We start from the raw sequence: 22836 nt of genomic DNA on the forward strand, positions 1-22836 counted from the left end.
CCCCACTGTTACCGGCCGGCGCCTTACACAGACGACGACCAGGACACGACGACGAGGAGCAGGATGGCTTTCGCACGACCGCAGGTGTCTCGACGCCGCCGATCTGCGCTGACCCGCCTGCTCGTCGCGCTCGTGGCCGTGAGCTCGCTGGTCCTCGCCGGCTGCTCGGACGGCCACATCGACGTCCGCTCCGTCCCGAGCGTCGGCTGGCCCAGCTACGGGGGCGTCCCGGGCAACGCCAACTTCGCGTATGCCGATGTGCCCGAGGATCTGACGCTGAGCTGGACTCGCCCCACCGGCGGCCCGGTCACCGCGCCGGTCACCATCTCCGGCAAGGGGAACGTGGGCGTGACGTCGAACGCGGCCGCCGGATGCAACGTCCTGGTACTCGACAGCCGGTCCGGGCGCAAGAACTTCTGCAAGGACATGCGGGCCGGCGTCGAGATCAACGCGATGCTCGTCGACCAGTACGACCAGCCCTACCTGGGCGAGGAGTCGACCTTCCTGGCCTTCAACGCCGGCGGCGCGATCCGCTGGCGGGCGGGCGTGATCGGCGTTCCGCTGTCGGCGAAGTTCGCGGCTCCCAACGCCGTCCTCGTCGCCAGTACGCAGGGCCAGATCCTTCTGATCGACACCCAGCGCAACGAACTCCTCGCTCCTGAGGTTAAGTTGCGCTCCGACGTCGACCCGGCGCAACCGCTCCGCGGCTTCGGCGACTGCGTGCGCAACGGTCCGCAGTGCGCGATACCCGCACCTCCGGCAGTGGACACCCAGCGAGAACTGTTCTATCTCAACTTCTTCCCGCAGGGCGCGGCGACTTCGCAGATCCGGGCGATGAAGTACGGCCCGGTCGCCGGAAACCGTGAGGTCCGGACCGCCTGGCAGGCCGACGTCCCGAGCGGCGTCGTCGGGACACCGACGCTCTCGGCCGACGGCGCGACCCTCTATGCGTTCTCGCGCGACGGCAAGATCGTCGCCCTGAACACCGACGACGGATCGACCCGGTGGACTCATGACATCGGCGGGCACGGTTTCGCGACGATGACCGTCTCGCCGGACGGCCTGATCATCCCGACCGGTTCACTCGGCGCCCCGCTGACCCTCCTGCGCGACCGCGGCGATCGCGCCGAGCAGGTCTGGCAGCGCACCGATCTGGCGACGGTGAGCCTGTCCGCACTGACCCAACAGCAGACCGCGTGGACGGTCGCCCGCGATCCCGGTGAGGACTCACTGTCCCTGGTCGAGGTGTCCACGACCGACGGCGCGACGAAACGCACGCTGCCGCTGCCCGATTCGCGCGGCTTCGCGACCGGGGTCTCGGTGTCCTACTCCGGACAGATCGCCACCGCGACCAACCTCGGCGAGGTGTACTTCTTCGACAGCAAGGCCAACCTCGAGTAAGCGCTCAGCGAGTGCGGGATTCGTACCGGAAACCGATACGGATCCCGCATTCTGCGCGACTAGAACCGCACGCCCGGCTCACAGATGAACGCGACACCCTTGCGTCCGATCCGGGTGAGTACCACCGACAGCGGTCGGGAGCCCTTGAGCTTGAGCTTCTTTCGCAGCCGGTCCGGGTCGACGTCGAGTCCGCGGACGAGGATCTCGAGCGGGCCGCACTCCAGGGTGGCGAGCGCCTTCCGGAGCGCCTTCTCGGTCACGCCCGTCTGCTCGATCACCCGGAACCCGCGTGCCCCCTCGGGGACCGAATCCCCGGTGAGATAGGCGATCTGCGGATCGAGTTGCCAGAGCCCGTGCCGGTGGGCGTAGTGCCTGACCAGACCGGCGCGGACGATCGCCCCATCTGGATCGACGATCCACTCCCCGACCTCACCGGCGGGCACGTCGTCGGCCTCACGGTCGGTGATCTCCACCACGGCGACCGTGCCGTCGGCTCTGGTCCGCAGCACGGTGGCCCGACGACCGGGCTCCACACCCGGCCCCGACCACAGACACGCCTCCCGCACGCCGCCGTCGAGGGAGGTGATCTGGACCTCGCCGTCGAAGCCGAAGCGGTTCCGCAGCATCTGATGATCCAGTCCGGGTGCGCATTTCACGACCAGGACACGGCCCGGGTAGGTGGTCAGCAGCTCGAAGAGCGGAGGGGTCAGCTGGTCGAGCCGAAAGATCCGGCCGGCGTCTGATCGACGCGCCGGATCGGCGAGGAGTACATCCGCGGTGGAGGTCGGGGTCAGCGCATCCGCGACCAGTAGCGTCGCGTCGGGTACGTTCGCCCGTGCCATCGCGAGCCGGAGCCGATCGATGTCGCTACCGATGACACCCTGGATATCGCTGACGCGCACCAGTTCCCGGAGTTCCGCACCGATCGAGCAGGTCAGGTCGTGCACCACCGACGCGGGGAACCGCTGCGCGATCTCGGCGGCGCGATGCGCGGCGACCACCGATGCGGTCGCCTGCTGCACGGCGTCGTCGGTGAGCAGGAGTGCTTCGGCGTCACGCAGTTTCGGGTGCGCACGCCGCCGGCACCGCACCGTCTCGATGAGCGCGGCATCGTGCGGCGCGTACCGGCTACGGGTCTCGGTGATGTCAGCGAGCATCGTCGACGGCGAGAGCTCGAGGCCGGACACCGTCTCGAGCGCCTTCTCACCGTGCCGCGACCGCAGGAATGCGACATCGTCGAGACTGAAGGAGTAGCCCATGGTCCTGAGGGCGAGAACCGCTTACCGCGGCGGCTTCACACCGGTTACCACGACGTTGTAGAAGAACTTCGGCGGCACGATCTTGCGCAGCACGTTCTCGTCGAGCCAGGTGAGGCGCTTCCATCCGCCGAAGGCGAAGCGGGCCCAGCCCCAGCCCAGCTTCTCCGGCGGCACCGCGGCTTCGAAGGTGCGGACCGGCCAGCCGAGCATCGCGGCGGCCAGCTCCTCGGTGGCGGTGTCCACCTTGTGCGCACCGGCGGCGCGGGCGATGCCGGCGAGCTCGTCGGGATCGAAGGTGTGGATGTCGACCACGGCTTCGAGCGCGGCCGCGCGGGAGGACTCGTCGAGTTCCTCCTGCGGGCGCCGCCACCCCTGCAGGGGGCCGAGTTTCGTGACGTTCGTCGTGGCGAACCACGTCGCCCGACTCATCCAGCGCGCGTAGAAGTCACCGATCGTCGACGGTTCACCCGCGAAGATGAAGCGACCGCCGGGCTTGAGGACCCGCAACACCTCGCGGAGTGCCTGCTCGACGTCCGGGATGTGATGCAGCACAGCGTGGCCGACGACGAGATCGAAGGTGTCGTCGTCGTAGGGGATCTTCTCCGCGTCGGCGACGCGGCCGTCGACATCGAGCCCGAGGTTCTCCGCGTTGCGCAGCGCGACCTTGACCATGCCCGGCGACAGGTCGGTCACCGATCCCTTCGTCGCCACCCCCGACTGCATCAGGTTCAGCAGAAAGAAGCCGGTGCCGCACCCGAGTTCCATCGCGCGGCCGTACGGCAGGGATTCACCGGTGTCGACGGCGTCGAAACGCCCTCGCGCGTAGTCGATGCAGCGTTCGTCGAAGCTGATCGACCACTTCTCGTCGTAGGTCTCCGCCTCCCAGTCGTGGTAGAGCACCTGGGCGAGCTTCGTGTCGGTGAGCGCCGCCTTGACCTGCTCCTCGGTCGCGTGCGGGTTGGGAGCCGGATCGGTGCCCGGAGTGACGTCGGTGGTCATGATCGCTTCCTGTTTGCGTGGTGATGTCGGTGGTGGAGTCGAAGGTGCGCGGTGTCGTCGACGGCTCAGCGGCCGACGAATTCCGCTTTTCCGGGCCCGTTCTCGTGGAAGGACGCCATACCGATGGCGCGGTCCTCCGTCGCGAACAGCGGGGCGAACAACTGCTCCTCGATCTTGAGTCCGGTGTCGAGGTCGACCTCGAGACCCTGGTCGACGGCCTTCTTGATCGCTGCGAGCGCGACCGACGCGGCGCGGTCGAACTGCCCGGCCCAGGCGAGCGCGGCGTTGTACACCTCATCGGGCGCGACGACCTCGTCGACGAGCCCGATGGCCAGGGCCTCCTCGGCATCGACGAACCGCCCGGTGAACATGAGGTCCTTGGCGCGCGACGGGCCGATGAGGCGTGCCAGCCGCTGGGTTCCGCCGCCGCCCGGGATCAGACCGAGCAGCACCTCGGGGAGGCCTAGTTTCGCGTTGTCACCGGCGATCCGGCGGTCGGCACCCAGCGCGACTTCGAGGCCGCCGCCGAGGGCGTATCCGGTGATGGCAGCGACCGTGGGCTTCGGGATGGCGGCGATCGCGCCGAGGTCGCGCTGCAGACGACCGGCGACCCGGCTCATCTCCGCATAGCCGATGTCCCGCATCTCGGTGACGTCGGCGCCGGCCGCGAGGATCTTCGGACCGCCGTAGACGACGACGGCCTTGATGTCCGTACGCACGGTGGCCTCCTCGGCCGCCGCGGCCAGCTCGGCCTGCACCTGCCGGCTCAACGCGTTCATCGGCGGTCGCTGCAGCAAGATGGTGCCGACGCCCGGATGAGCGTCGGAGCACTCGAGGGTCACGAACTCAGGCATGGTCGAAGGCTACCGGTTGGTAAGTCCCGTCGGTGCCCCAGCCCGCAGACGCGACCCGCAGAGTCCGACGTAGACAGACGTCGGAGTCATACAGTGGCGGTCATGGCGAAAACGTCGGGTTCCGCAGGTGAACCCATCGAACTCGAGGTCGGTGGCCGCACCGTCCGACTGTCGAGTCCCGACCGCGTCTACTTTCCCGAACGCGGTGAGACGAAGCGCGACCTCGCCGAGTACTACCTGTCCGTGGGCGACGGGATCGTGCGCGCGCTGCGCGACCGTCCGTGCATGCTGCACCGATTCCCCAAGGGCGTCAGCGGCAACAAGGTCCACCAGAAGCGCGTCCCCGCCGGCGCGCCGGACTGGCTGGAGACCACCGAGATCTACTTCCCGCGGTACGGCCGCACCGCCGACGAACTGTGCGTCACCGAGTTGGCCTCGGTGATCTGGGCGGTGCAGATGTCGACCGTCGAGTTCCACCCCTGGAACTCGCGCCGCGCCGACCCCGAATCCCCCGACGAATGGCGGATCGATCTCGACCCGATGCCCGACTGCACGTTCTCCCGTATTCGACGCGTCGCGCACGTCGTCGAAGAGGTGCTCGACGAGCTGGGCATGCGCGGGTACCCCAAGACCTCGGGTGGTCGCGGCCTGCACATCTACGTGCGCATCGCGCCGGAGTGGGGCTTCCCGCAGGTACGACGAGCCGCGCTGGCGTTCGCTCGAGAGGTCGAGCGACGGGCGCCCGACGACGTGACGACGACCTGGTGGCGCAAGGACCGGGACCCGGCCGCGGTCTTCGTCGACTACAACCAGAACACCCGCGACCACACCATGGCGTCGGCCTACTCCGTGCGCGGCAACGAGCGGGCCACCGTGTCGACTCCGATCACCTGGGCCGAGATCGACGACATCGAACCCGACGACTTCACGATCGCCACCGTGCCGGCCCGCTTCGCCGAGCTCGGCGATCTCCACGCCGAGATCGACGACGTGGCGCACCGCCTCGACACGCTCATCGACTGGGCCGATCGTGACGACATCGGCGACGAGGAGGACGCCGAGGTCATCGACATGGATCGGTGAACGCACACACCGGCGCCATCACGAAAACCACCCCCACAACCCGCCCGCGCACACATATCGTCGCTGCTCCCCCGCACGAGGGCACATCTCAGGCCGATCGGTACACCGAAGTCGGACGCCTCAGAGCGTGATCTCCGGTGGTTGCTGGTCGCCGAGCGTCCGGAAGTACTCGTCGGAGCCGGGAAATCCGAGACCGGCGAGTCCCGCGCCGGGCGTGACGTCCGGCAGGATCGGTTCGATGACGCGATCGGCACCGAGCAGTTCGTCGATGGTCGAGAACCCGGAGACGTAGTTCAGCTGCGACCACGTCGGCGGCATGAGGAAGTGCTTGCCCGCGGCCCACAAGTCGATCGCGACCCGGGCGTTCACCCACCGCGCGACCTCGGCCTCGGTGGTCTCGGCGTCGGCACGCTGGCCGTCGGGCATCGCCGCCAGGAAGAAGCGGGTGTCGTAGCGCCGCTTCTCGTTGACCGGGGTGATCCAGTGCGCCAGCGGGCGCAGCAGGTCGGCACGCAGCGTGAGTCCGCGCGCGGTGAGGAACTGCGCGAACGACAGCGACTTCTCGACGAGGCGTTGCCGATCGTCGGCAAGTCCCTCCGGGTCGGCGAAGGAGCCGTCGGCGTCCGTCGCGAGCAGGACACCGCACTCCTCGAAGGTCTCCCGGACCGCCGCACACACCAGCGCCTGCGCGGTCTCGGCATCACTCGCGAAATGGGTCGCCCACCAGGCCGCGTCGGGACCGGTCCACGCCAGGTCGGCGTCGGCGTCGCGCTTGTCCACGCCACCGCCCGGGAACACCGTCATGCCGCCCGCGAAGGCCATCTGCTTGACGCGGCGCTGAAGGAACACCTCGATACCGTCTGCGGCGTCGCGGACGAGCACGACCGTCGCGGCGTCCCGCAACGGTGCGGACACGACCTCCGGACCCGATTCCGTCGACGTCATCAGTTACCTCCTGCTGCTCGCCGATGGCCGCCCGCGCGACGCCGGCGCCGCGCGAAGTACCGGCCGTCGACCTTGTCCAGAACGATCTGCTGCCGAAAGGCGGCGGTGAGGTTCTCGCTGGTGAGCACCTCGTCGAGCAACCCCTGGGCCACCACGCCGCCCTCGGACAGGATGAGGGCGTGGGTGAAACCCTCGGGGATCTCTTCCACATGGTGGGTGATCAGCACGATGGCCGGGGCGTCGGGGTCGGCGGCGAGCCGCGCGAGACGGTCGACGAGCTCTTCGCGTCCACCCAGGTCGAGCCCGGCGGCCGGCTCGTCGAGCAGGAGGAGCTCGGGATCGGTCATGAGGGCGCGCGAGATCACGACGCGCTTGCGCTCACCTTCCGACAGCGTGCCGAAGCGACGGTCCGCGAGGTGCTCGGCGCCCATCGACTCCAGCGATTCGACGGCCTGCGCACGGTCCATCGCGTCGTAGCTCTCCCGCCAGCGTCCGAGAACCGCGTAGCCCGCCGAGATCACGACATCGCTCACGACCTCCTCCGGCGGCACCCGATCGACCAGGGACGGGCTGGAGACACCGATCCGGGTCGACAGTTCGCGGATCTCCACCCGGCCCAGCTTCTCGTTGAGCACGAAGGCGATACCCGAGGTCGGGTGGATCTCGGCACCGGCCAACCGGATCAGCGTCGTCTTGCCTGCGCCATTGGGTCCGATGATCACCCAGCGTTCGTCCAGTTCCACCTGCCAGGACAGCGGGCCGACGAGGGTCTCGCCGCCACGGACGACCGCGACGTCACGAAAATCGATCAGGAGGTCGGGATCGGATTCGGTCACTCCCCCATCCTGCACCACGACCGGATGTTCGACGGGGCCGACTCGGCACCACGACGACACGAACACAACGACACGAACACAACGACACGAACACGACGGCCGGAACGCGACGACGGGAATAGTCCGGGGCGTCGGCCGCATTGAACATCAGCGTGACGCCTTCGAACCTCCCCTTGTCGATCCTGGACCTCGCGCAGATCGGCCGTACCGAGACTGCCGCGCAGAGCCTTTCCGCCAGTGTCGATCTCGCCCAGAATGCGGAGAAGTGGGGCTATCGCCGAATCTGGTACGCCGAGCACCACAACATGTCGGCCATCGCTTCGTCGGCGCCTGCGGTGCTCATCGCCCACATCGCCGCGCACACCTCGACCATCCGTCTCGGTGCGGGCGGCGTGATGCTGCCCAACCACTCGCCCCTCACGATCGCCGAGCAATTCGGCACGCTCGCCGAGCTCCATCCCGGACGCATCGACCTCGGTCTCGGTCGGGCTCCCGGCAGCGATCAGCAGACCTTCGCCGCGCTGCGCCGTACCCATGCCTCGGCGGAGCGGTTCCCGCACGACGTCCTGGAACTGCAGGCCTTCCTCGGCGACGAGTCGCGCGTCGAAGGCGTGCGTGCGACACCCGGCGCCGGCACCCACGTGCCGCTGTACATCCTCGGCTCATCGCTGTTCGGTGCCCAGCTCGCGGCTGCGCTGGGACTCCCCTATGCCTTCGCCTCCCACTTCGCGCCGCAGGCACTCACCGAGGCTGTTGCGTTGTACCGCCGCGAGTTCCGGCCGTCGGAGGCGCTGGCCGAGCCCTACGTGATCGCCGGTGTCGGTGCGATCGCCGACGACGACGCGGACCGCGCCCGAGAGCAACTACAGATCGCGAAACGGCAGCGGGTGTCCCTGCTCTTCGGACGAGGCCGCACGTTCACCGACGAGGAGGCCGACGCCATCCTGTCGATGCCGCAGGGCCGCCAGATCGACGAGATGACCACGTATTCGGGAGTCGGCACGCCCGCGGAGGTCCGCGACTATCTCGGCTGGTTCGCCGGCCACGCCGACGCCGACGAGCTGATCGTCGCGTCGATGGCCCCCGACCGCGAGGTGTGGCTGGGCACCTTCGGCCATCTCGCCCCACTGAATTCGCCGGTGGCCGTAGGCCGCTGACCCGACGCCAGCAGACGACCCGTCAGAGCAGCCGGAAGTCCTCGAAGTCGAAGCCGGGCACAACGATACAGCTGACGAGCGCCGGCTCGTCACCAGCCGGCCGGGCCCGCTGCCATACACCCGGTGGCACGAGCGCCTGCGGATGCTGTCCGGACTCGATGTCGGGTCCGACGAGAACGGTGCTCGGATCGCCGGGCTCATCGGCATCGCCACCGAGGTCGAGTTCGACCGGGGCGCCGCGATGGTGGAGCCAGAGCTCACTACTGCGGACCGTGTGCCACGCCGACTCATCGCCCGGCATCAGCACGAAGTAGATCGCGGTCCCGGCAGCACGGTCGCCGGTGTACTCCCCCGACAGCACCTCACGCGGGATCTCGACCTCGCTGCGCCAGGTCTGCCGGTACCAGCCACCCTCGGGATGCGGCTGCAGGTCCAGTTCACGCACCCAGTCGGGCAGTTCTGCGGCACTCATCCGTGTTCTCCGTCCGTTTCCCCGAGGCTTGTGTCGTCGACGCTCATGCTCCCGTCGTGCCGCACGACTTCGGCGATCACGGTCACCGATCCGGGTGCGATCTCGGTGAACCCGGCGTCGCGGACCGCCACCGCTGTCCCGGCGGCGTCCGCAACGAGCAGGTCGGCCCACCGCTCGGGGGTGGCCTGACGAACCGCGAGCGGGCACCCATCCGATTTCCACCGGATCGCCTCCTCGGTCGTCAGCAACTTCGCCGAAAGCATGGACGCGTGTCCGACCTGCGCCGCCAGTTTGCCGACGGTCATCGCCAGATCCGGACTGGTCCACAACACGACTCCGCGCCCGGGCGGCTCGCCGGACAGCGCGCCCTCGACATCTGTCCCACCGATCTGCAGCTTCGCGACACGACGGTCGAGGTCACCCACCCGTCCGGGGACGAACGCTCGCGCCGATGCGCCGCCTTCGGTGGCGGTCACGCCCCAGACTTCCTGCGCGGCATCCCATTGCGCCCCACGCGCCCGTCGGGCGATCTTGCGGATACGTGCACCGCACCAGTCGTCCATCGCCGATGCCCACGGCCCCTCGCCGGCACTCCGTTCGTCGAGGCACAGCAGCGCCACCGCCCGCGCCGCGGCGGTCAGCAGGTCGGTGCGGTCAGGCGGATCGTTCTTCTCGATGCGCAGCACCATCGCCATCGCCAGAACGTCGGCGGGATCGGCCGGGTCGTCGCCGCCGCCGACGTAACCGACCAGCCGGCGATGGTCCGCGGCGATCGCATCGACGTCGGCGAGCGGCGCGTCCGGGGTCTCGAAGTCCATGGCGCGGGGGCGAACTCAGCCCAGGGGCACCCGGCGATAGACACCGTCGGCGGCGTCGGCCGCCTCGATCTCGTCGCGGGACACACCCAGGATGAACAGGACCCCGTCGAGGAACGGGTGATTCAGCGTGGCGTCGGCCACCTCACGCAGCGCTGGTTTGGCGTTGAAGGCGATGCCCAGTCCGGCGACGCTGAGCATGTCGATGTCGTTGGCGCCGTCGCCCACGGCGATCGTCTGCTCCATCGGCACCCCGACCTGGTCGGCGAACGACCGCAGGGCGTGTGCCTTGCCCATCCGGTCGATCACCTCGCCGACGACCCGGCCGGTGAGCTTGCCGTCGACGATCTCGAGGGTGTTCGCCCGGACGAAGTCGAGTTCGAGTTCGTGCGCGAGTCCGTCGATGACCTGGCGGAAGCCGCCCGACACGAGCCCGCAGTGGAATCCGAGGCGGTGCAGCGTGCGGATCGTCGTGCGCGCGCCGGGAGTGAGTTCGAGCGACTTGGCGACGTCGTCGAGGACACTGGCGTCGAGACCTGCCAGCGCCTTGACACGTTCGTGAAGCGACTGCGCGAAGTCGAGTTCGCCACGCATGGCCGCCTCGGTCACCGCGGCGACCTCGGCTTCGCGGCCCGCGTGCGCGGCGAGCATCTCGATGACCTCACCTTGGATGAGTGTCGAGTCGACGTCGAAGACGATGAGCCGCTTGGCACGACGGGCGAGGCCGCCGCGCTCCACCGCGATGTCCACCGCGTGCTTCGCGGCCACCTCGGCGAGGCCCTTGCGCAGAGCGGCGTCGGCCGCGACGCCGCCGCGGCCGGCGACACTGACCATCAGTTCGAGCCCGGTGAGCGGATAGTCGGCGATCCCGCGGATCGAGTCGATGTTGCCGCCCTGGCTCGCCAGTTTGGCGGCGACCGCGCTGAAGGCGGTCGCGGTCACCGGACTGCCGAGGATGACGACGGCATGCGATGACGGCGAACGGCTACCCGGATCCACCCCGATCTCGACGCGGACCTCGAAACCGATGGAGGCCATCGCCTGTTCGACGACTTCCTGCAGGGCTTCGGGGTCGCCGGCGGAGGACACCAGGACACCGAGGGTGAGCTGCCCCCGGATGACAACCTGCTCGACGTCGAGCAGGGCAACGGCCTGACCGGCCAGGGCACCCATGAGAACCGAGGTGACACCTGGCCGGTCGGGACCGGTGACGGTGACCAGGACGGTCGTACCGGAACTGGCTGTCGAGTCCTTGCTCACCGGTCAGCGCGGGTCGGGATCCGGAGATCCCTCGTGCGTTCCCACGGTGAACGGCTCGCGGCGAGCCTCTTCCATCTGACGGTCCTTGCCCGCTTCGTGACCCGGACCCACGTGCGCTTCGGCACGCATCCGGTCGATCATGTGCGGGTAGTGCAGCTCGAACGCCGGACGCTCCGACCGGATGCGGGGCAGCTCGGTGAAGTTGTGGCGCGGCGGCGGGCACGAGGTGGCCCACTCGAGCGAGTTGCCGAAGCCCCACGGGTCGTCGACGGTCACGACCTCGCCGTAGCGGTAGCTGCGGAAGACGTTCCACAGGAACGGCAGGGTCGACAGGCCGAGGATGAACGCACCAGCCGTCGAGATCATGTTCAGCGTGGTGAAGCCGTCCGACGGGAGGTAGTCGGCGTAACGACGCGGCATGCCCTCGTTGCCCAGCCAGTGCTGCACCAGGAAGGTCATGTGGAAGCCGATGAACGTCATCCAGAAGTGGATCTTGCCGAGCCGCTCGTCGAGCATGCGTCCGGTCATCTTCGGGAACCAGAAGTAGATGCCGGCGTAGGTGGCGAACACGATGGTGCCGAAGAGCACGTAGTGGAAGTGCGCGACCACGAAGTAGCTGTCGGACAGGTGGAAGTCCAGCGGCGGGCTGGCGAGCAGGACACCGGTCAGGCCACCGAAGAGGAACGTGACGATGAAGCCGACCGAGAACAGCATCGGCGATTCGAACGTCATGTGACCTCGCCACATCGTTCCGATCCAGTTGAAGAACTTCACGCCCGTGGGCACCGCGATCAGGAACGTCATGAAGGAGAAGAACGGCAGCAGCACGGCGCCGGTGACGTACATGTGGTGCGCCCACACCGCGGCCGACAGGGCCGCGATGGCGAGGGTGGCGTAGATCAGGCCCGAGTAACCGAAGATCGGCTTACGCGAGAAGACCGGGAAGACCTCGGACACGATGCCGAAGAACGGCAGGGCGATGACGTACACCTCGGGGTGTCCGAAGAACCAGAAGAGGTGCTGCCACAGGATGACGCCACCGTTGGCCGGGTCGTAGATGTGGGCACCGAACTGGCGGTCGACCTCGAGACCCATCAGCGCCGCGGTGAGCAGCGGGAAGATGAGGAGGATCAGGACGCTGGTCACCAGGATGTTCCAGGTGAAGATCGGCATGCGGAACATCGTCATACCGGGTGCGCGGAGGCAGACCACGGTGGTGACCATGTTGACCGCGCCGAGGATGGTGCCGAGACCACCGACGGCCAGACCCATGATCCACAGGTCGGCACCGATGCCGGGGCTGTGCACCGCATCGGTCAGCGGGGTGTACGCGGTCCAGCCGAAGTCGGCGGCACCGCCCGGGGTGATGAAGCCGGCGATCGCGATGGTCGAACCGAACACGAACAGCCAGAAGCCGAGTGCGTTGAGTCGCGGGAAGGCGACGTCGGGCGAGCCGATCTGCAGCGGCAGCACGAAGTTGGCGAAGCCGATCACGATCGGGGTCGCGTACATCAGCAGCATCACGGTGCCGTGCATCGTGAAGAGCTGGTTGAACTGCTCAGTGGACAAGAACTGCATGCCCGGCATCGCGAGCTCGCCGCGCATCAGCAGGGCCATGAGGCCGCCGATGAGGAAGAACGCGAAGCAGGCAGAGATGTACATCATGCCGATCAACTTGTGATCGGTCGTCGTCAGCAGCTTGTAGATGAACGAACCCTTGGGCTGATAGCGCTCCGGGAACGGACGCACTGGAGCCACTTGCGTGGTGGGTTGGTCTACCGCGGTCACAGATCCTCCTCTTGCCCGAAACCCACTCCGAACCCCTTCGGACGTGGGTCGGCACATGAACAAACCGAGCGCTGGTTACTGATCCTAAACCCTCACCGGTGCCCGAGCCGAGCGGGTCCTACGATCTGTCGTATTCGATGTCGGAGCCGCCGGATCGGCAGTGCTCATCGGCGGTTTCTTCGACGACGCGCGGGGCTCTCGGAGCAGCCTCCCGGGCGCCGGTGTCCGGCGCCGCGGTGTGCGCTCCCGAGCCTACGCCGGGCACTGTGAGGCCGGTGCTAGGTTGGGCGGGTGCAACGCAGGGTCACGGTCGCGAACGAGGCTGACAGAAGTGTCGACGCCGGCACCCGCCTCTCCCTCGTCCGACGCGCGGGCCTGGCGACGACGATCGGGTTGACGATGGTCGCACTGGCCGCCTGTTCGGGCGAACAGCCGCTGACGACCCCGGACGGCTCCCCCATCTCCACCGTGACCACACGAGTCGCCGAGGTGAACATCGTCTCGGCCGACCGCGACTACGCGACGACCTGCCTCGCGCCCACCGCGCCGGATGCCGGTCAGGCCGATGTCGAACGCATCGTCGTCACCGACCCCGCCGTTCTCGACGCACTCTGCGCACTCGGGCTCGGCCCCGAGGTCGTCGCGGTGGCGGCCGACCCCGGCTCCGTCCCGGCATATCTGGGTCCGCAGCTGACCGCGGTCCCGACCATCGGATCGGCCCCCGACGCCGCAGCGGTCGCCGACGCCGACGCCGGCCTCGTGCTCACCACCGCCGACACCGCGGACTCGGCGCGACCGTTCACCGGCGTCCGTTCCGTCACCATCCCGGCCGGGGGCACCTGGAAAGAGAAGTTCCAGGCGGTCGCCGACGCCGTGAACCGGAGCGAGGCAGGTCGGGCCCGGCTCGCCGAGTACACGACCGAGGCCACCAAGACCGGCAGACGGATGGATGCCGCCCACACGCAGGTGTCGCTGGTGCGATTCGGGGACGACTCCGAGACGATCGCCGGGATGGGCACCTTCGCCGGGCAGGTCCTCGGCGACATCGGCGTCCAGCGCCCCGCCCCGCAGCGCGTGCCGGACTCGTTCCCCGTCACCGACGAGAACTTCCGCGACGCCGACGCCGACCTCATCTATGTCAGCTTCGAGGGCGAGAAGGGTCTCGCCCACGGCGAGGACGTCCTGTTGAGCGACGAATGGCTCAGTCTCGGGGCACCCGTGTGGAAGCGCGTGCTCGCGGTCGACGACGCGCTCTGGTACGAGTCCTCGGGGCTCGCCGCCGCCTGGCTGGTCCTCAACGACGTCAAGGGATCACTCGACGGGAACTCCTGACCGGGTCGCCCTCGCGCAGGTGTCGCGGTTCGTTGCGGCAGGCGCAACGGCTCACTACATCTGCACGGGTCGTCGCGGTCACTTCGGATCACCGGCGTCCTAACCCTCGCCGGAGCGGCGTCGACACATCAGGATCGGCGCATGAGTGTCACCGACGAATACCTCGCGAACAACGCCGAATACGCCAAGACCTTCGACGGCCCGCTGCCGCTACCGCCCGCCAAGCACGTGGCGGTGGTGGCCTGTATGGACGCCCGACTCGATGTGTACCGCATCCTGGGACTGAACGACGGGGAAGCCCACGTCATCCGGAACGCCGGCGGCGTGGTGACCGACGACGAGATCCGCTCGCTGGCCATCAGTCAGCGACTGCTCGGCACCACCGAGATCATCCTCATCCACCACACCGACTGCGGCATGCTGACCTTCACCGACGACGACTTCAAACGGCAGATCCAGGATGAGATCGGACAGAAGCCGGCCTGGTCGGCCGAGGCGTTCGGTGACCTCGACGACGACGTCCGCCAGTCGCTGACCCGCATCCGGAACAGCCCGTTCGTCACCAAGACCACGTCGCTGCGCGGCTTCGTCTTCGACGTCGCGACCGGACTCCTGCGCGAGGTGTCCTGACCTGAGTACCTAGTCGTCCGTCGAGCCGCCGCCCTCGGAGCGCTGAACCGCTTCGGGGGCGTTCTCACGCGTGGCCATCCCGCCCTCGCGCCCGTGGTCCTGCGGGCCGGGCGGGTCCTTTTCCACTTCCTTCTCGGGAGCGTCTGTCCCGGACGCCTTGTGGTTGTCGGACTGTCCCATCGATACCTCCGTGCTCGTGCCGGCTGCGACGATCGTCGATACCCGGGGAGTCGGGCGGACAAACCACCTCGCTGCCCGGCCGGCCGCGCGACGCCCGGGCGGTGTCGGAGGCCACGGCTAAACTGGCCGACGATCCTCGATGCCACATGATTCGCCGTCCAGCGGTCAGACTCCCCCGGACTCTGCCCCGAAGCCTCATCTCGCCGAGCCCCTGCACGCCCTCTGGCGGCCGGGCGTCGGCATGGCGGTGTGGATCGACGGCGATGTGTCCGATCTTTCGCCGCCCCTACGCGACCTCCTCGACGGCCGACGTTTTCGCAGCGAGATCCCCGTCGTCGACGCCGACGATCGACGGCAGTTCGTGCGCGCCGCGACGCTCGGTCTGACGTCGGCGGTCACATTGCTCGACGCATCGCGGTCGGTCCCGGTGGCGGGTGACGTCCGGTGGTACCGGTACCTGCTCGACGGCGCGCGGTCGTTCGTGCGGTCCGGCACGGTGGTGCCGTCGGTGCAGCAGGTGGCCGGCGAGTGGATGGTTCGCTGGGTCGCCGTCGCGACACCGACGTGGCGCAGCTGGCACGCCGTCGTGGTGGGAAGCGCGCCGGACGCGCTGCTGCACAACGGTTCCGCGGCAGCCCTCGACGACTTCCTCACCGAGCTCGTCGACCACGAATGCCGTTCTGCCATTGCGCGTTCCACGGTCCGTCTCGGCGAACCGCGACCCGCGTCACCGATCGTGCGGGCACTGCTCCCCGACGCCGATCCCCGTCCACCCAGCTCGCCCGAACGCCTCGCGGCCGCCGCGGGCGGCTGGTCGAGATGGAATTCCGGCGCGCCACGCGACGATCGTTCGCTGATCTTCCGCCTGCACGAGCCGGAGTACGACGATCTCGCCGAGGGCCAGTGGGACGACGCCTGGGCTGACGACACCTTCGAGGTGCCGAGCCGCACCGAGGTCGCCGAGTCCGCTCGATGGCGACTACAGGTCTGCCGGCGGAGCATCGACGGGCAGGTCGAACCCGTCGCACCGCACCGGCTCGACGCCCACGAGCTCGACGAGCTGACGACCGAACTGGCAACGGCCGTGCGCGAGTTCCCGGATCTCGGCCGGGCCGATCCCGACCGCGGCTCCCTCGACTTCCTGCTGCCGACCGAGGTCGCCGAAGAACTCTTCGCCACCGGCGCGGCGGCGCTCGGAGCAGCCGGCATCCCGGTACTGCTCCCCCGGACGATCGCCGAGGTCCGCCCGAGCCTGACGCTGCGCGCACTCGCCCCGCCCGGTGGCGGTGCGCCGGCGGCGATGGTCGGCCTGCGGGAGATCCGCGAGTTCGAGTGGCGGCTGGCGCTCGGCGACACACCCGACGCCATCACGCTCACCGACGCCGACCTCGACGAGTTGTCCGGGCAGAAGGGCGACCTGGTCCGGGTGCGCGGGGTGTGGATGCGCGCCGAGGGTTCCGCGTTGACCCGGGCCGCCGCGTTCGTCGCCACCCAGCGCGCACTGGCTGCGACCGAACCGCCGAGCGACTTCGGCGAGCTGTTCAACCTCGTCACCGGCGAGTCGGATCGGTTACCCGTTCCGGTCTCGCGCGTCGAGGGCCTGTCGTGGCTCGACGACGTCGCCGACGGCGGCACCCTCCGACCCGAATCCATCACGCCACCAGCGGACCTGGCCGCCACCCTGCGCCCCTACCAGCAGCGGGGGCTGGACTGGCTCGCCCACCTGTCGACGCTCGGGGTCGGAGGTGTGCTGGCCGACGACATGGGCCTGGGCAAGACGCTGCAGGTCATCGCGCTGGAGTGTCATGAGAGGAGCCGTTGGCCCGGTTCGCCCGAGGCCGAGCCCCCGAAGCCGACACTCGTCGTCTGCCCGATGTCACTGGTCGGCAACTGGGCGCGCGAGTTCGCCCGCTTCGCGCCGACACTGCGGGTGGCGATCCACCACGGGCCGTCCCGCGAGTCCGGCGCCGCCTTCGCCGGGATTCGGGACTCCGTCGACGTCGTGGTCACGACCTTCGCGATCGCGGCGCGCGACCACGAGCTGCTGGCGTCCCGGCCCTGGCACCGGATCGTCGTCGACGAGGCGCAACACCTCAAGAATGTGAACACCATTGCGGCCAAAGCGGTTCGGACGGTCCCCGCCGATCACCGTGTCGCCCTCACCGGCACCCCGGTCGAGAACCGACTGGAAGACCTCCGCGCCGTCATCGACCTGGTCAACCCCGGTCTGCTCGGGTCGGCCTCGGTCTTCCGGGCGCGCTACGCCGAACCGATCGAACGAGACCGCGATCCGGCCGCGCTCCGACGACTCTCGGCGATCACCCGCCCCTTCATCCTGCGACGTGAGAAGAGCGACCCGGCGATCGCCGCCGACCTCCCGGAGAAGGCCGACTTCGCCGTTCGGGCCAACCTCACGGTCGAGCAGGCGGCGTTGTACCGCGCGGTGATCGACGAACTGATGGCAGCACTACGGGACAAACAGCAACGGACGCTACGACGCCGCAACGTGCTCGCGGCGCTGACCCGGCTCAAACAGGTGTGCAACCACCCGGCGCACTACCTCGCCGACGGCACCGACCTCGTCCGCGACGGCGAACACCGTTCGGGCAAGGTCGAACTGCTCGCCGACATCGTGTCCACGGTCGCCGACGAGGGCGACCGCGCACTGGTCTTCACCCAGTTCGCCGCCTTCGGCGACATGCTCTCGTCGTGGCTGAGTGCGGAGTTCGGCACCGAGATCCCGCTGCTCCACGGCGGTCTGGGCCGCACCGAACGCGACCGGATGGTCGCCGACTTCCAAGCCGACGACGGGCCACCGGTCCTGCTGGCGACGTTGAAGGCCGGGGGCACCGGCCTCAACCTGACCGCCGCCAACAACGTCATCCACGTCGACCGGTGGTGGAATCCGGCCGTCGAGGACCAGGCCACCGACCGCGCCTACCGGATCGGCCAGGACCAGAAGGTGTCGGTGCATCGGTTCGTCTGTGTCGGCACCATCGAGGAGCGTATCGACGACATGATCGCCAAGAAACGCGAGTTGTCCCGACTGACGGTCGCCGCCGGTGAGAACTGGGTGTCCGACCTCGCCGACGACGAACTCTTCGAGCTGTTCCGGCTGCGCGACGAGGCGGTCAGCGAATGACGGTGCGCAAGAAGGGCACGCAACGCCGAGGCGAGCGCGGCACGATCGCCGTCCGCGGTTACGGCCTCACCTCATGGTCGCGCGGTTTCGTCGACGTCGTCGAGGGCCGCGGCGCCGACGGCGAGTCGGTTGCCGACAGTCGCCGCATCACGAAGGCGCGCAGGTACTTCCGTGATCGCCATGTGCGCGGCCTGCGGATCGGCGCCGGCCAGGTGACCGCTTCGGTCGAAGGCACCCAGCTCGAACCGTTCGACGTCATCCTGAGCACTCGCACCGTCGACACCGCGACGCTCGCGACCCTTCTCCGGGAACGGGGCGCCGTCGACGAACTCATGCTGCTGACACGCGGTGAGCAACCACCGACGCTGGGTGAACTGCTGGTGCCCACCGAGTCCGCCGACGTCGAGACCGACTGCACCTGCCCCGACGAGGCGCCGCGGTGCATCCACGCGCTCGTCACCTGTTACGAGGTGGCCGCCGAGATCGACCGCACCCCGCTGACCCTGCTCACGGTGATGGGTACCGATCTTCGGGCCCTGCTGGCCGAGATCGATTCGCGCCCCGCGGACACGCGGACATCGGACGAGGCCGGGGCACCGGACTCGTTGCGGCCCGACGACTTCTACGGCACCACCTCGACACTGCCACCGCTACCGTCGCCGTCGCGGATGAACCCGCTGACCGCACTCGACGGCGCGGAGCTACGCGCCGCATTGCGCGCGACCGGTGTGGCGCCCGCCGACATCGCCGAGACGATCGACGAACTCGGCGACCTCTACGACCGCCTCACCGCCGGCGATTCGTAGCATCCCGAGGGACTCGAGACTAGAAGTCCCAGTCCTCGTCCTCGGTGTTGACGGCCTTGCCGATGACGTATGAACTGCCCGACCCGGAGAAGAAGTCGTGGTTCTCGTCGGCGTTGGGCGACAGCGCCGACAGAATCGCCGGGTTCACGTCGGTCTCGTCGCGCGGGAACATCGCCTCATAGCCCAGGTTCATCAGGGCCTTGTTCGCGTTGTAGCGCAGGAACTTCTTGACGTCCTCGCTGAGCCCGACCTCGTCGTAGAGCGCCTCGGTGTAGTCGCTCTCATTGTCGTACAGCTCGAACAGCAACTCGAAGGTGTAGTCCTTGAGTTCCTGCCGACGCTCCGGGGTCTCGACCTCGAGCGCCCGCTGGTACTTGTAGCCGATGTAGTACCCGTGGACCGCCTCGTCGCGGATGATGAGACGGATCAGGTCGGCGGTGTTGGTGAGCTTGGCTCGGCTCGACCAGTACATCGGCAGGTAGAAGCCGGAGTAGAACAGGAACGACTCGAGCAGCGTCGAGGCGACCTTGCGCTTCAGTGGGTCGTCGCCACGGTAGTAGTCCATGACGATCTGCGCCTTGCGCTGGAGTTGTTCGTTCTCCTCCGACCAGCGGAACGCCTCGTCGATCTCCTTGGTGGAGCAGAGCGTGGAGAAGATCGAGCTGTAGCTCTTGGCGTGCACCGACTCCATGAACGCGATGTTGGTGAGCACCGCCTCTTCGTGCGGGGTGGTCGCGTCCGGGATCAGCGACACCGCGCCGACCGTGCCCTGGATGGTGTCGAGCAGGGTGAGACCGGTGAACACCCGCATGGTGAGCTGCTTCTCGTACTCGGTGAGCGTGCCCCACGACGGGATGTCGTTGGACACCGGCACCTTCTCGGGCAGCCAGAAGTTGCCGGTGAGGCGATCCCACACCTCGGCGTCCTTCTCGTCGGGCACGCGGTTCCAGTTGATCGCCGAGACCCGGCTGACCAGCTTGATGGGCGCTCCGTCGGCGGGGCTGTGGCTTGCGGTGGAGGTCATGACTCTTCCTCGTCTAACGGGTGGGGTGGGTGCCGGGAGTCTTAGAGGTACTGAAAGTTGTTGTCTCGGAGAGGATCACAACATGCAGCTGACGCAGCCCTCCACCTCGGTCCCCTCCAGCGCGATCTGGCGCAGGCGGATGTAGTAGAGCGTCTTGATCCCCTTGCGCCATGCGTAGATCTGCGCCTTGTTGACGTCGCGCGTGGTGGCGGTGTCCTTGAAGAAGAGCGTCAGGCTCAGACCCTGATCGACGTGCTGCGTGGCCGCGGCATAGGTGTCGATGATCTTCTCGTACCCGATCTCGTACGCATCCTGGTAGTACTCCAGGTTGTCGTTGGTCATGTAGGGCGCCGGGTAGTAGACGCGGCCGATCTTGCCTTCTTTGCGGATCTCGATCTTGGCGGCGACCGGGTGGATCGAGCTCGTCGAGTGGTTGATGTAGCTGATCGAGCCGGTCGGCGGGACGGCCTGCAGGTTCTGGTTGTAGATGCCGTCGCGCTGGACGGCCTCCTTCAGTTCGCGCCAGTCGTCCTGGGTCGGGATGGCGATCCCGGCCTGGCCGAACAGATCCCGCACCTTCTGGGTTTCCGGCTCCCACACCTTGTTCAAGTACTTGTCGAAGAACTCGCCGCTCGCGTACTTCGACTTCTCGAAGCCGGTGAACGCCCGGCCGCGCTCCTTGGCGATCCGGTTCGACGCGCGCAGGGCGTGGAACAGCACCGTGTAGAAGTAGATGTTCGTGAAGTCGATGCCCTCATCGCTGCCGTAGAAGACCCGTTCACGCGCCAGGTATCCGTGCAGGTTCATCTGCCCCAGGCCGATGGCGTGAGAGTTGTTGTTGCCGAACTCGATCGAGGGCACGGAGGTGATCGAGGTCTGGTCGCTCACCGCGGTGAGACCCCGGATCGCGGTCTCGATGGTCTGGCCGATGTCGGGCGAGTCCATCGTCTTGGCGATGTTCAGCGAGCCGAGGTTGCACGAGATGTCCTTGCCCACTTCGGCATACGACAGGTCGTCGTTGAAGGTCGACGGCGTCGACACCTGCAGGATCTCCGAGCACAGGTTGGAGTGGGTGATCTTGCCGTCGATCGGGTTCGCCCGGTTCACCGTGTCCTCGAACATGATGTACGGGTACCCGGACTCGAACTGCAGCTCCGCGAGGGTCTGGAAGAACTCGCGGGCCTTGATCTTGGTCTTGCGGATCCGTCGGTCCTCGACCATCTCGTGGTACTTGTCCGTCACGTTGATGTCGGCGAACGGGACGCCGTAGACGCGTTCGACGTCGTACGGGCTGAACAGGTACATGTCGTCGTTGGCCTTGGCCAGCTCGAACGTGATGTCCGGGATGACCACCCCGAGCGACAGGGTCTTGATGCGGATCTTCTCGTCCGCGTTCTCGCGCTTGGTGTCGAGGAAGCGGTAGATGTCGGGGTGGTGTGCGTGCAGGTACACCGCGCCCGCACCCTGCCGGGCACCGAGCTGGTTGGCGTAGGAGAACGAGTCCTCGAGCAGCTTCATGATCGGGATGACACCCGAACTCTGGTTCTCGATCTTCTTGATCGGCGCGCCGTGCTCACGGATGTTGCTGAGCAGCAACGCAACTCCGCCGCCTCGCTTGGACAGCTGCAACGCCGAGTTGATCGACCGGCCGATCGACTCCATGTTGTCCTCGATGCGCAGCAGGAAGCACGAGACCGGCTCGCCACGCTGCTTCTTGCCGGAGTTGAGGAAGGTGGGCGTCGCCGGCTGGAACCGGCCCGAGATGATCTCGTCGACGAGGTTGCGGGCGAGCGTGGTGTCACCGTCGGCCAGGGTCAGCGCCACCATGCAGACGCGGTCCTCGAAACGCTCGAGGTACCGCTTGCCGTCGAAGGTCTTCAGTGTGTAGCTCGTGTAGTACTTGAACGCCCCGAGGAAGGTCGGGAACCGGAACTTCTTGCCGTAGGCGTGATCGAACAGTTCGTTCACGAACGCCCGGTCGTACTTCGCGAGGACCTCGGGCTCGTAGTAGTTCTCCTCGATGAGGTAGTCGAGCTTCTCGTCGCGATCGTGGAAGAAGACGGTGTTCTGGTTGACGTGCTGCAGGAAGTACTGGTTCGCCGCCTCGCGATCCTTGTCGAACTGGATCTTGCCGTCGGCGTCGTACAGGTTGAGCATCGCGTTGAGCGCGTGGAAGTCGAGCTCTCCGGGATCATGCCCCGCAGGCCCGGGGTGCACGCCCGACTTGCTGGCTGAAGTGGTGTCCGAGACGGCGGCGGTGGGCGACACGACAGATGACTCCTGCGGATAGTGGTGGCTGAGGCCGATGATGGGCACGGTATCGACGGGGTACGACAAAGCCTGGTGACGCGCGAACGTCGGGTCAGGCGGGCGAGGCGCTGAGCGACACACCTGCCGCGAACGCCGGACTCTGGGCGAACTCCGCGAGCCCCGCGCGCACGCGGTCGACGTCGTCGGTGGTGCCCATCAGTTCGAATCGGTACAGGTAGGGCACCCGACACTTTCGTGCGATGACGTCGCCGGCGTAGCAGAACTCCTCACCGAAATTGGTGTTGCCCGCCGCGATCACCCCCCTGATCGACGATCGGTTGTGCTCGTCGTTGAGGAAGCGGATGACCTGCTTGGGGACGTAGCCGCCGGGTTGCCCCGTCGCCTTGCCCCCGCCGTAGGTCGGACAGACCAGGACGTACGGCTCGTCGACACGGAAAACACCGGTCCGATCGAGGAGCGGGATGCGCTCGGCGCGCATGTCCAGCTTCTGGACGAACCGGTGGGTGTTCTCCGATACGGAGGAGAAGTACACGATCAACGGCGATGCGGCTGCCGCCATGTCTCCTCCAAACTGGTCGTTCT

General features: G+C 67.8%; 20 protein-coding genes. 7 read left to right on the plus strand and 13 right to left on the minus strand.

The annotated features are described in order from the left end of the window. Positions 1-63 precede the first annotated feature (63 nt). Entirely contained in the window at positions 64-1401 is a 1338-nt protein-coding gene (locus tag BCM27_RS16820; RefSeq protein WP_004019273.1) for an outer membrane protein assembly factor BamB family protein, read from the plus strand. A 59-nt stretch (positions 1402-1460) separates the two neighbouring features. Here the strand turns inward: BCM27_RS16820 and BCM27_RS16825 are convergent, their stop codons facing one another. From BCM27_RS16825 to BCM27_RS16835, 3 genes are all read right to left on the minus strand, one after another. Then, positions 1461-2660: a class I SAM-dependent methyltransferase gene (locus BCM27_RS16825; protein ID WP_004019272.1), complete on the minus strand. Its 1200-nt coding sequence runs from the start codon at positions 2658-2660 to the stop codon at positions 1461-1463. Between the two features lie 21 nt (positions 2661-2681). Then, a complete protein-coding gene (locus BCM27_RS16830; RefSeq protein ID WP_004019271.1) occupies positions 2682-3659 on the minus strand; it encodes a class I SAM-dependent methyltransferase in 978 nt (325 codons plus the stop codon). Between the two features lie 65 nt (positions 3660-3724). Continuing rightward, positions 3725-4513 carry an enoyl-CoA hydratase-related protein gene (locus BCM27_RS16835; protein ID WP_004019266.1) on the minus strand — a complete coding sequence of 263 codons (789 nt, stop codon included), beginning with the start codon at positions 4511-4513 and terminating at the stop codon, positions 3725-3727. Positions 4514-4615: 102 nt separating this feature from the next. Here BCM27_RS16835 and ligD point away from each other — a divergent pair, with 102 nt between their 5' ends. After that, positions 4616-5596: a non-homologous end-joining DNA ligase gene (gene ligD / locus BCM27_RS16840; RefSeq protein WP_033203980.1), complete on the plus strand. Its 981-nt coding sequence runs from the start codon at positions 4616-4618 to the stop codon at positions 5594-5596. 120 nt (positions 5597-5716) lie between these two features. Here the strand turns inward: ligD and BCM27_RS16845 are convergent, their stop codons facing one another. Together BCM27_RS16845 and BCM27_RS16850 are read right to left on the minus strand one after the other, a co-directional pair. Beyond that, complete coding sequence (locus BCM27_RS16845) at positions 5717-6541, minus strand: NUDIX hydrolase (RefSeq protein WP_004019264.1); 825 nt, start codon at positions 6539-6541, stop codon at positions 5717-5719. Further along, positions 6541-7377: an ABC transporter ATP-binding protein gene (locus tag BCM27_RS16850; RefSeq protein ID WP_004019263.1), complete on the minus strand. Its 837-nt coding sequence runs from the start codon at positions 7375-7377 to the stop codon at positions 6541-6543. Before BCM27_RS16850 ends, BCM27_RS16845 begins: the two co-directional genes overlap by 1 nt. A gap of 152 nt (positions 7378-7529) precedes the next feature. On the opposite strand from BCM27_RS16850, the gene BCM27_RS16855 reads away from it, so the two are divergent. Further along, positions 7530-8534 (plus strand): LLM class flavin-dependent oxidoreductase, encoded by a 1005-nt coding sequence (locus tag BCM27_RS16855; protein ID WP_033204044.1) that lies wholly within the window; start codon positions 7530-7532, stop codon positions 8532-8534. A 22-nt stretch (positions 8535-8556) separates the two neighbouring features. Here BCM27_RS16855 and BCM27_RS16860 read toward each other — a convergent pair whose 3' ends face one another. The 4 genes from BCM27_RS16860 to ctaD are packed head-to-tail and all read right to left on the minus strand — an operon-like array spanning position 8557 to position 12869. Next, positions 8557-9006: a cupin domain-containing protein gene (locus BCM27_RS16860; RefSeq protein WP_004019261.1), complete on the minus strand. Its 450-nt coding sequence runs from the start codon at positions 9004-9006 to the stop codon at positions 8557-8559. After that, positions 9003-9824: an aminoacyl-tRNA hydrolase gene (locus BCM27_RS16865; RefSeq protein ID WP_004019260.1), complete on the minus strand. Its 822-nt coding sequence runs from the start codon at positions 9822-9824 to the stop codon at positions 9003-9005. Before BCM27_RS16865 ends, BCM27_RS16860 begins: the two co-directional genes overlap by 4 nt. Positions 9825-9839: 15 nt before the next feature. Then, positions 9840-11081: a phosphoserine phosphatase SerB gene (gene serB / locus BCM27_RS16870; protein WP_004019259.1), complete on the minus strand. Its 1242-nt coding sequence runs from the start codon at positions 11079-11081 to the stop codon at positions 9840-9842. A gap of 3 nt (positions 11082-11084) precedes the next feature. Next, complete coding sequence (ctaD, locus tag BCM27_RS16875) at positions 11085-12869, minus strand: aa3-type cytochrome oxidase subunit I (protein WP_004019258.1); 1785 nt, start codon at positions 12867-12869, stop codon at positions 11085-11087. A gap of 291 nt (positions 12870-13160) precedes the next feature. Between ctaD and BCM27_RS16880 the strand changes: the two genes are divergently transcribed. Further along, a complete protein-coding gene (locus tag BCM27_RS16880; protein ID WP_004019257.1) occupies positions 13161-14201 on the plus strand; it encodes an ABC transporter substrate-binding protein in 1041 nt (346 codons plus the stop codon). 141 nt (positions 14202-14342) lie between these two features. Then, positions 14343-14831 carry a beta-class carbonic anhydrase gene (locus BCM27_RS16885; protein ID WP_004019256.1) on the plus strand — a complete coding sequence of 163 codons (489 nt, stop codon included), beginning with the start codon at positions 14343-14345 and terminating at the stop codon, positions 14829-14831. A 9-nt stretch (positions 14832-14840) separates the two neighbouring features. On the opposite strand, the gene BCM27_RS25890 is transcribed toward BCM27_RS16885, so the two are convergent. Beyond that, complete coding sequence (locus tag BCM27_RS25890; RefSeq protein WP_004019255.1) at positions 14841-15011, minus strand: hypothetical protein; 171 nt, start codon at positions 15009-15011, stop codon at positions 14841-14843. 139 nt (positions 15012-15150) lie between these two features. Between BCM27_RS25890 and BCM27_RS16890 the strand changes: the two genes are divergently transcribed. Both BCM27_RS16890 and BCM27_RS16895 read left to right on the plus strand, forming a co-directional pair. Beyond that, on the plus strand, positions 15151-18153 hold the full coding sequence (locus BCM27_RS16890; protein WP_004019254.1) for a DEAD/DEAH box helicase: 3003 nt from the start codon (positions 15151-15153) through the stop codon (positions 18151-18153). Further along, positions 18150-18959 (plus strand): SWIM zinc finger family protein, encoded by an 810-nt coding sequence (locus BCM27_RS16895; RefSeq protein WP_004019253.1) that lies wholly within the window; start codon positions 18150-18152, stop codon positions 18957-18959. Before BCM27_RS16890 ends, BCM27_RS16895 begins: the two co-directional genes overlap by 4 nt. Positions 18960-18978: 19 nt before the next feature. Here the strand turns inward: BCM27_RS16895 and nrdF are convergent, their stop codons facing one another. From nrdF to nrdI, 3 genes are all read right to left on the minus strand, one after another. Continuing rightward, entirely contained in the window at positions 18979-19983 is a 1005-nt protein-coding gene (nrdF, locus tag BCM27_RS16900; protein WP_004019252.1) for a class 1b ribonucleoside-diphosphate reductase subunit beta, read from the minus strand. Positions 19984-20058: 75 nt separating this feature from the next. Continuing rightward, positions 20059-22251, minus strand: a complete 2193-nt coding sequence (gene nrdE, locus BCM27_RS16905; RefSeq protein ID WP_004019251.1) for a class 1b ribonucleoside-diphosphate reductase subunit alpha — start codon at positions 22249-22251, stop codon at positions 20059-20061. Between the two features lie 94 nt (positions 22252-22345). Beyond that, positions 22346-22813 (minus strand): class Ib ribonucleoside-diphosphate reductase assembly flavoprotein NrdI, encoded by a 468-nt coding sequence (gene nrdI, locus BCM27_RS16910; protein ID WP_004019250.1) that lies wholly within the window; start codon positions 22811-22813, stop codon positions 22346-22348. Positions 22814-22836 lie beyond the last annotated feature (23 nt).

It is taken from the genome of Gordonia terrae (assembly GCF_001698225.1).
Taxonomy (GTDB): Bacteria; Actinomycetota; Actinomycetes; order Mycobacteriales; family Mycobacteriaceae; genus Gordonia; species Gordonia terrae.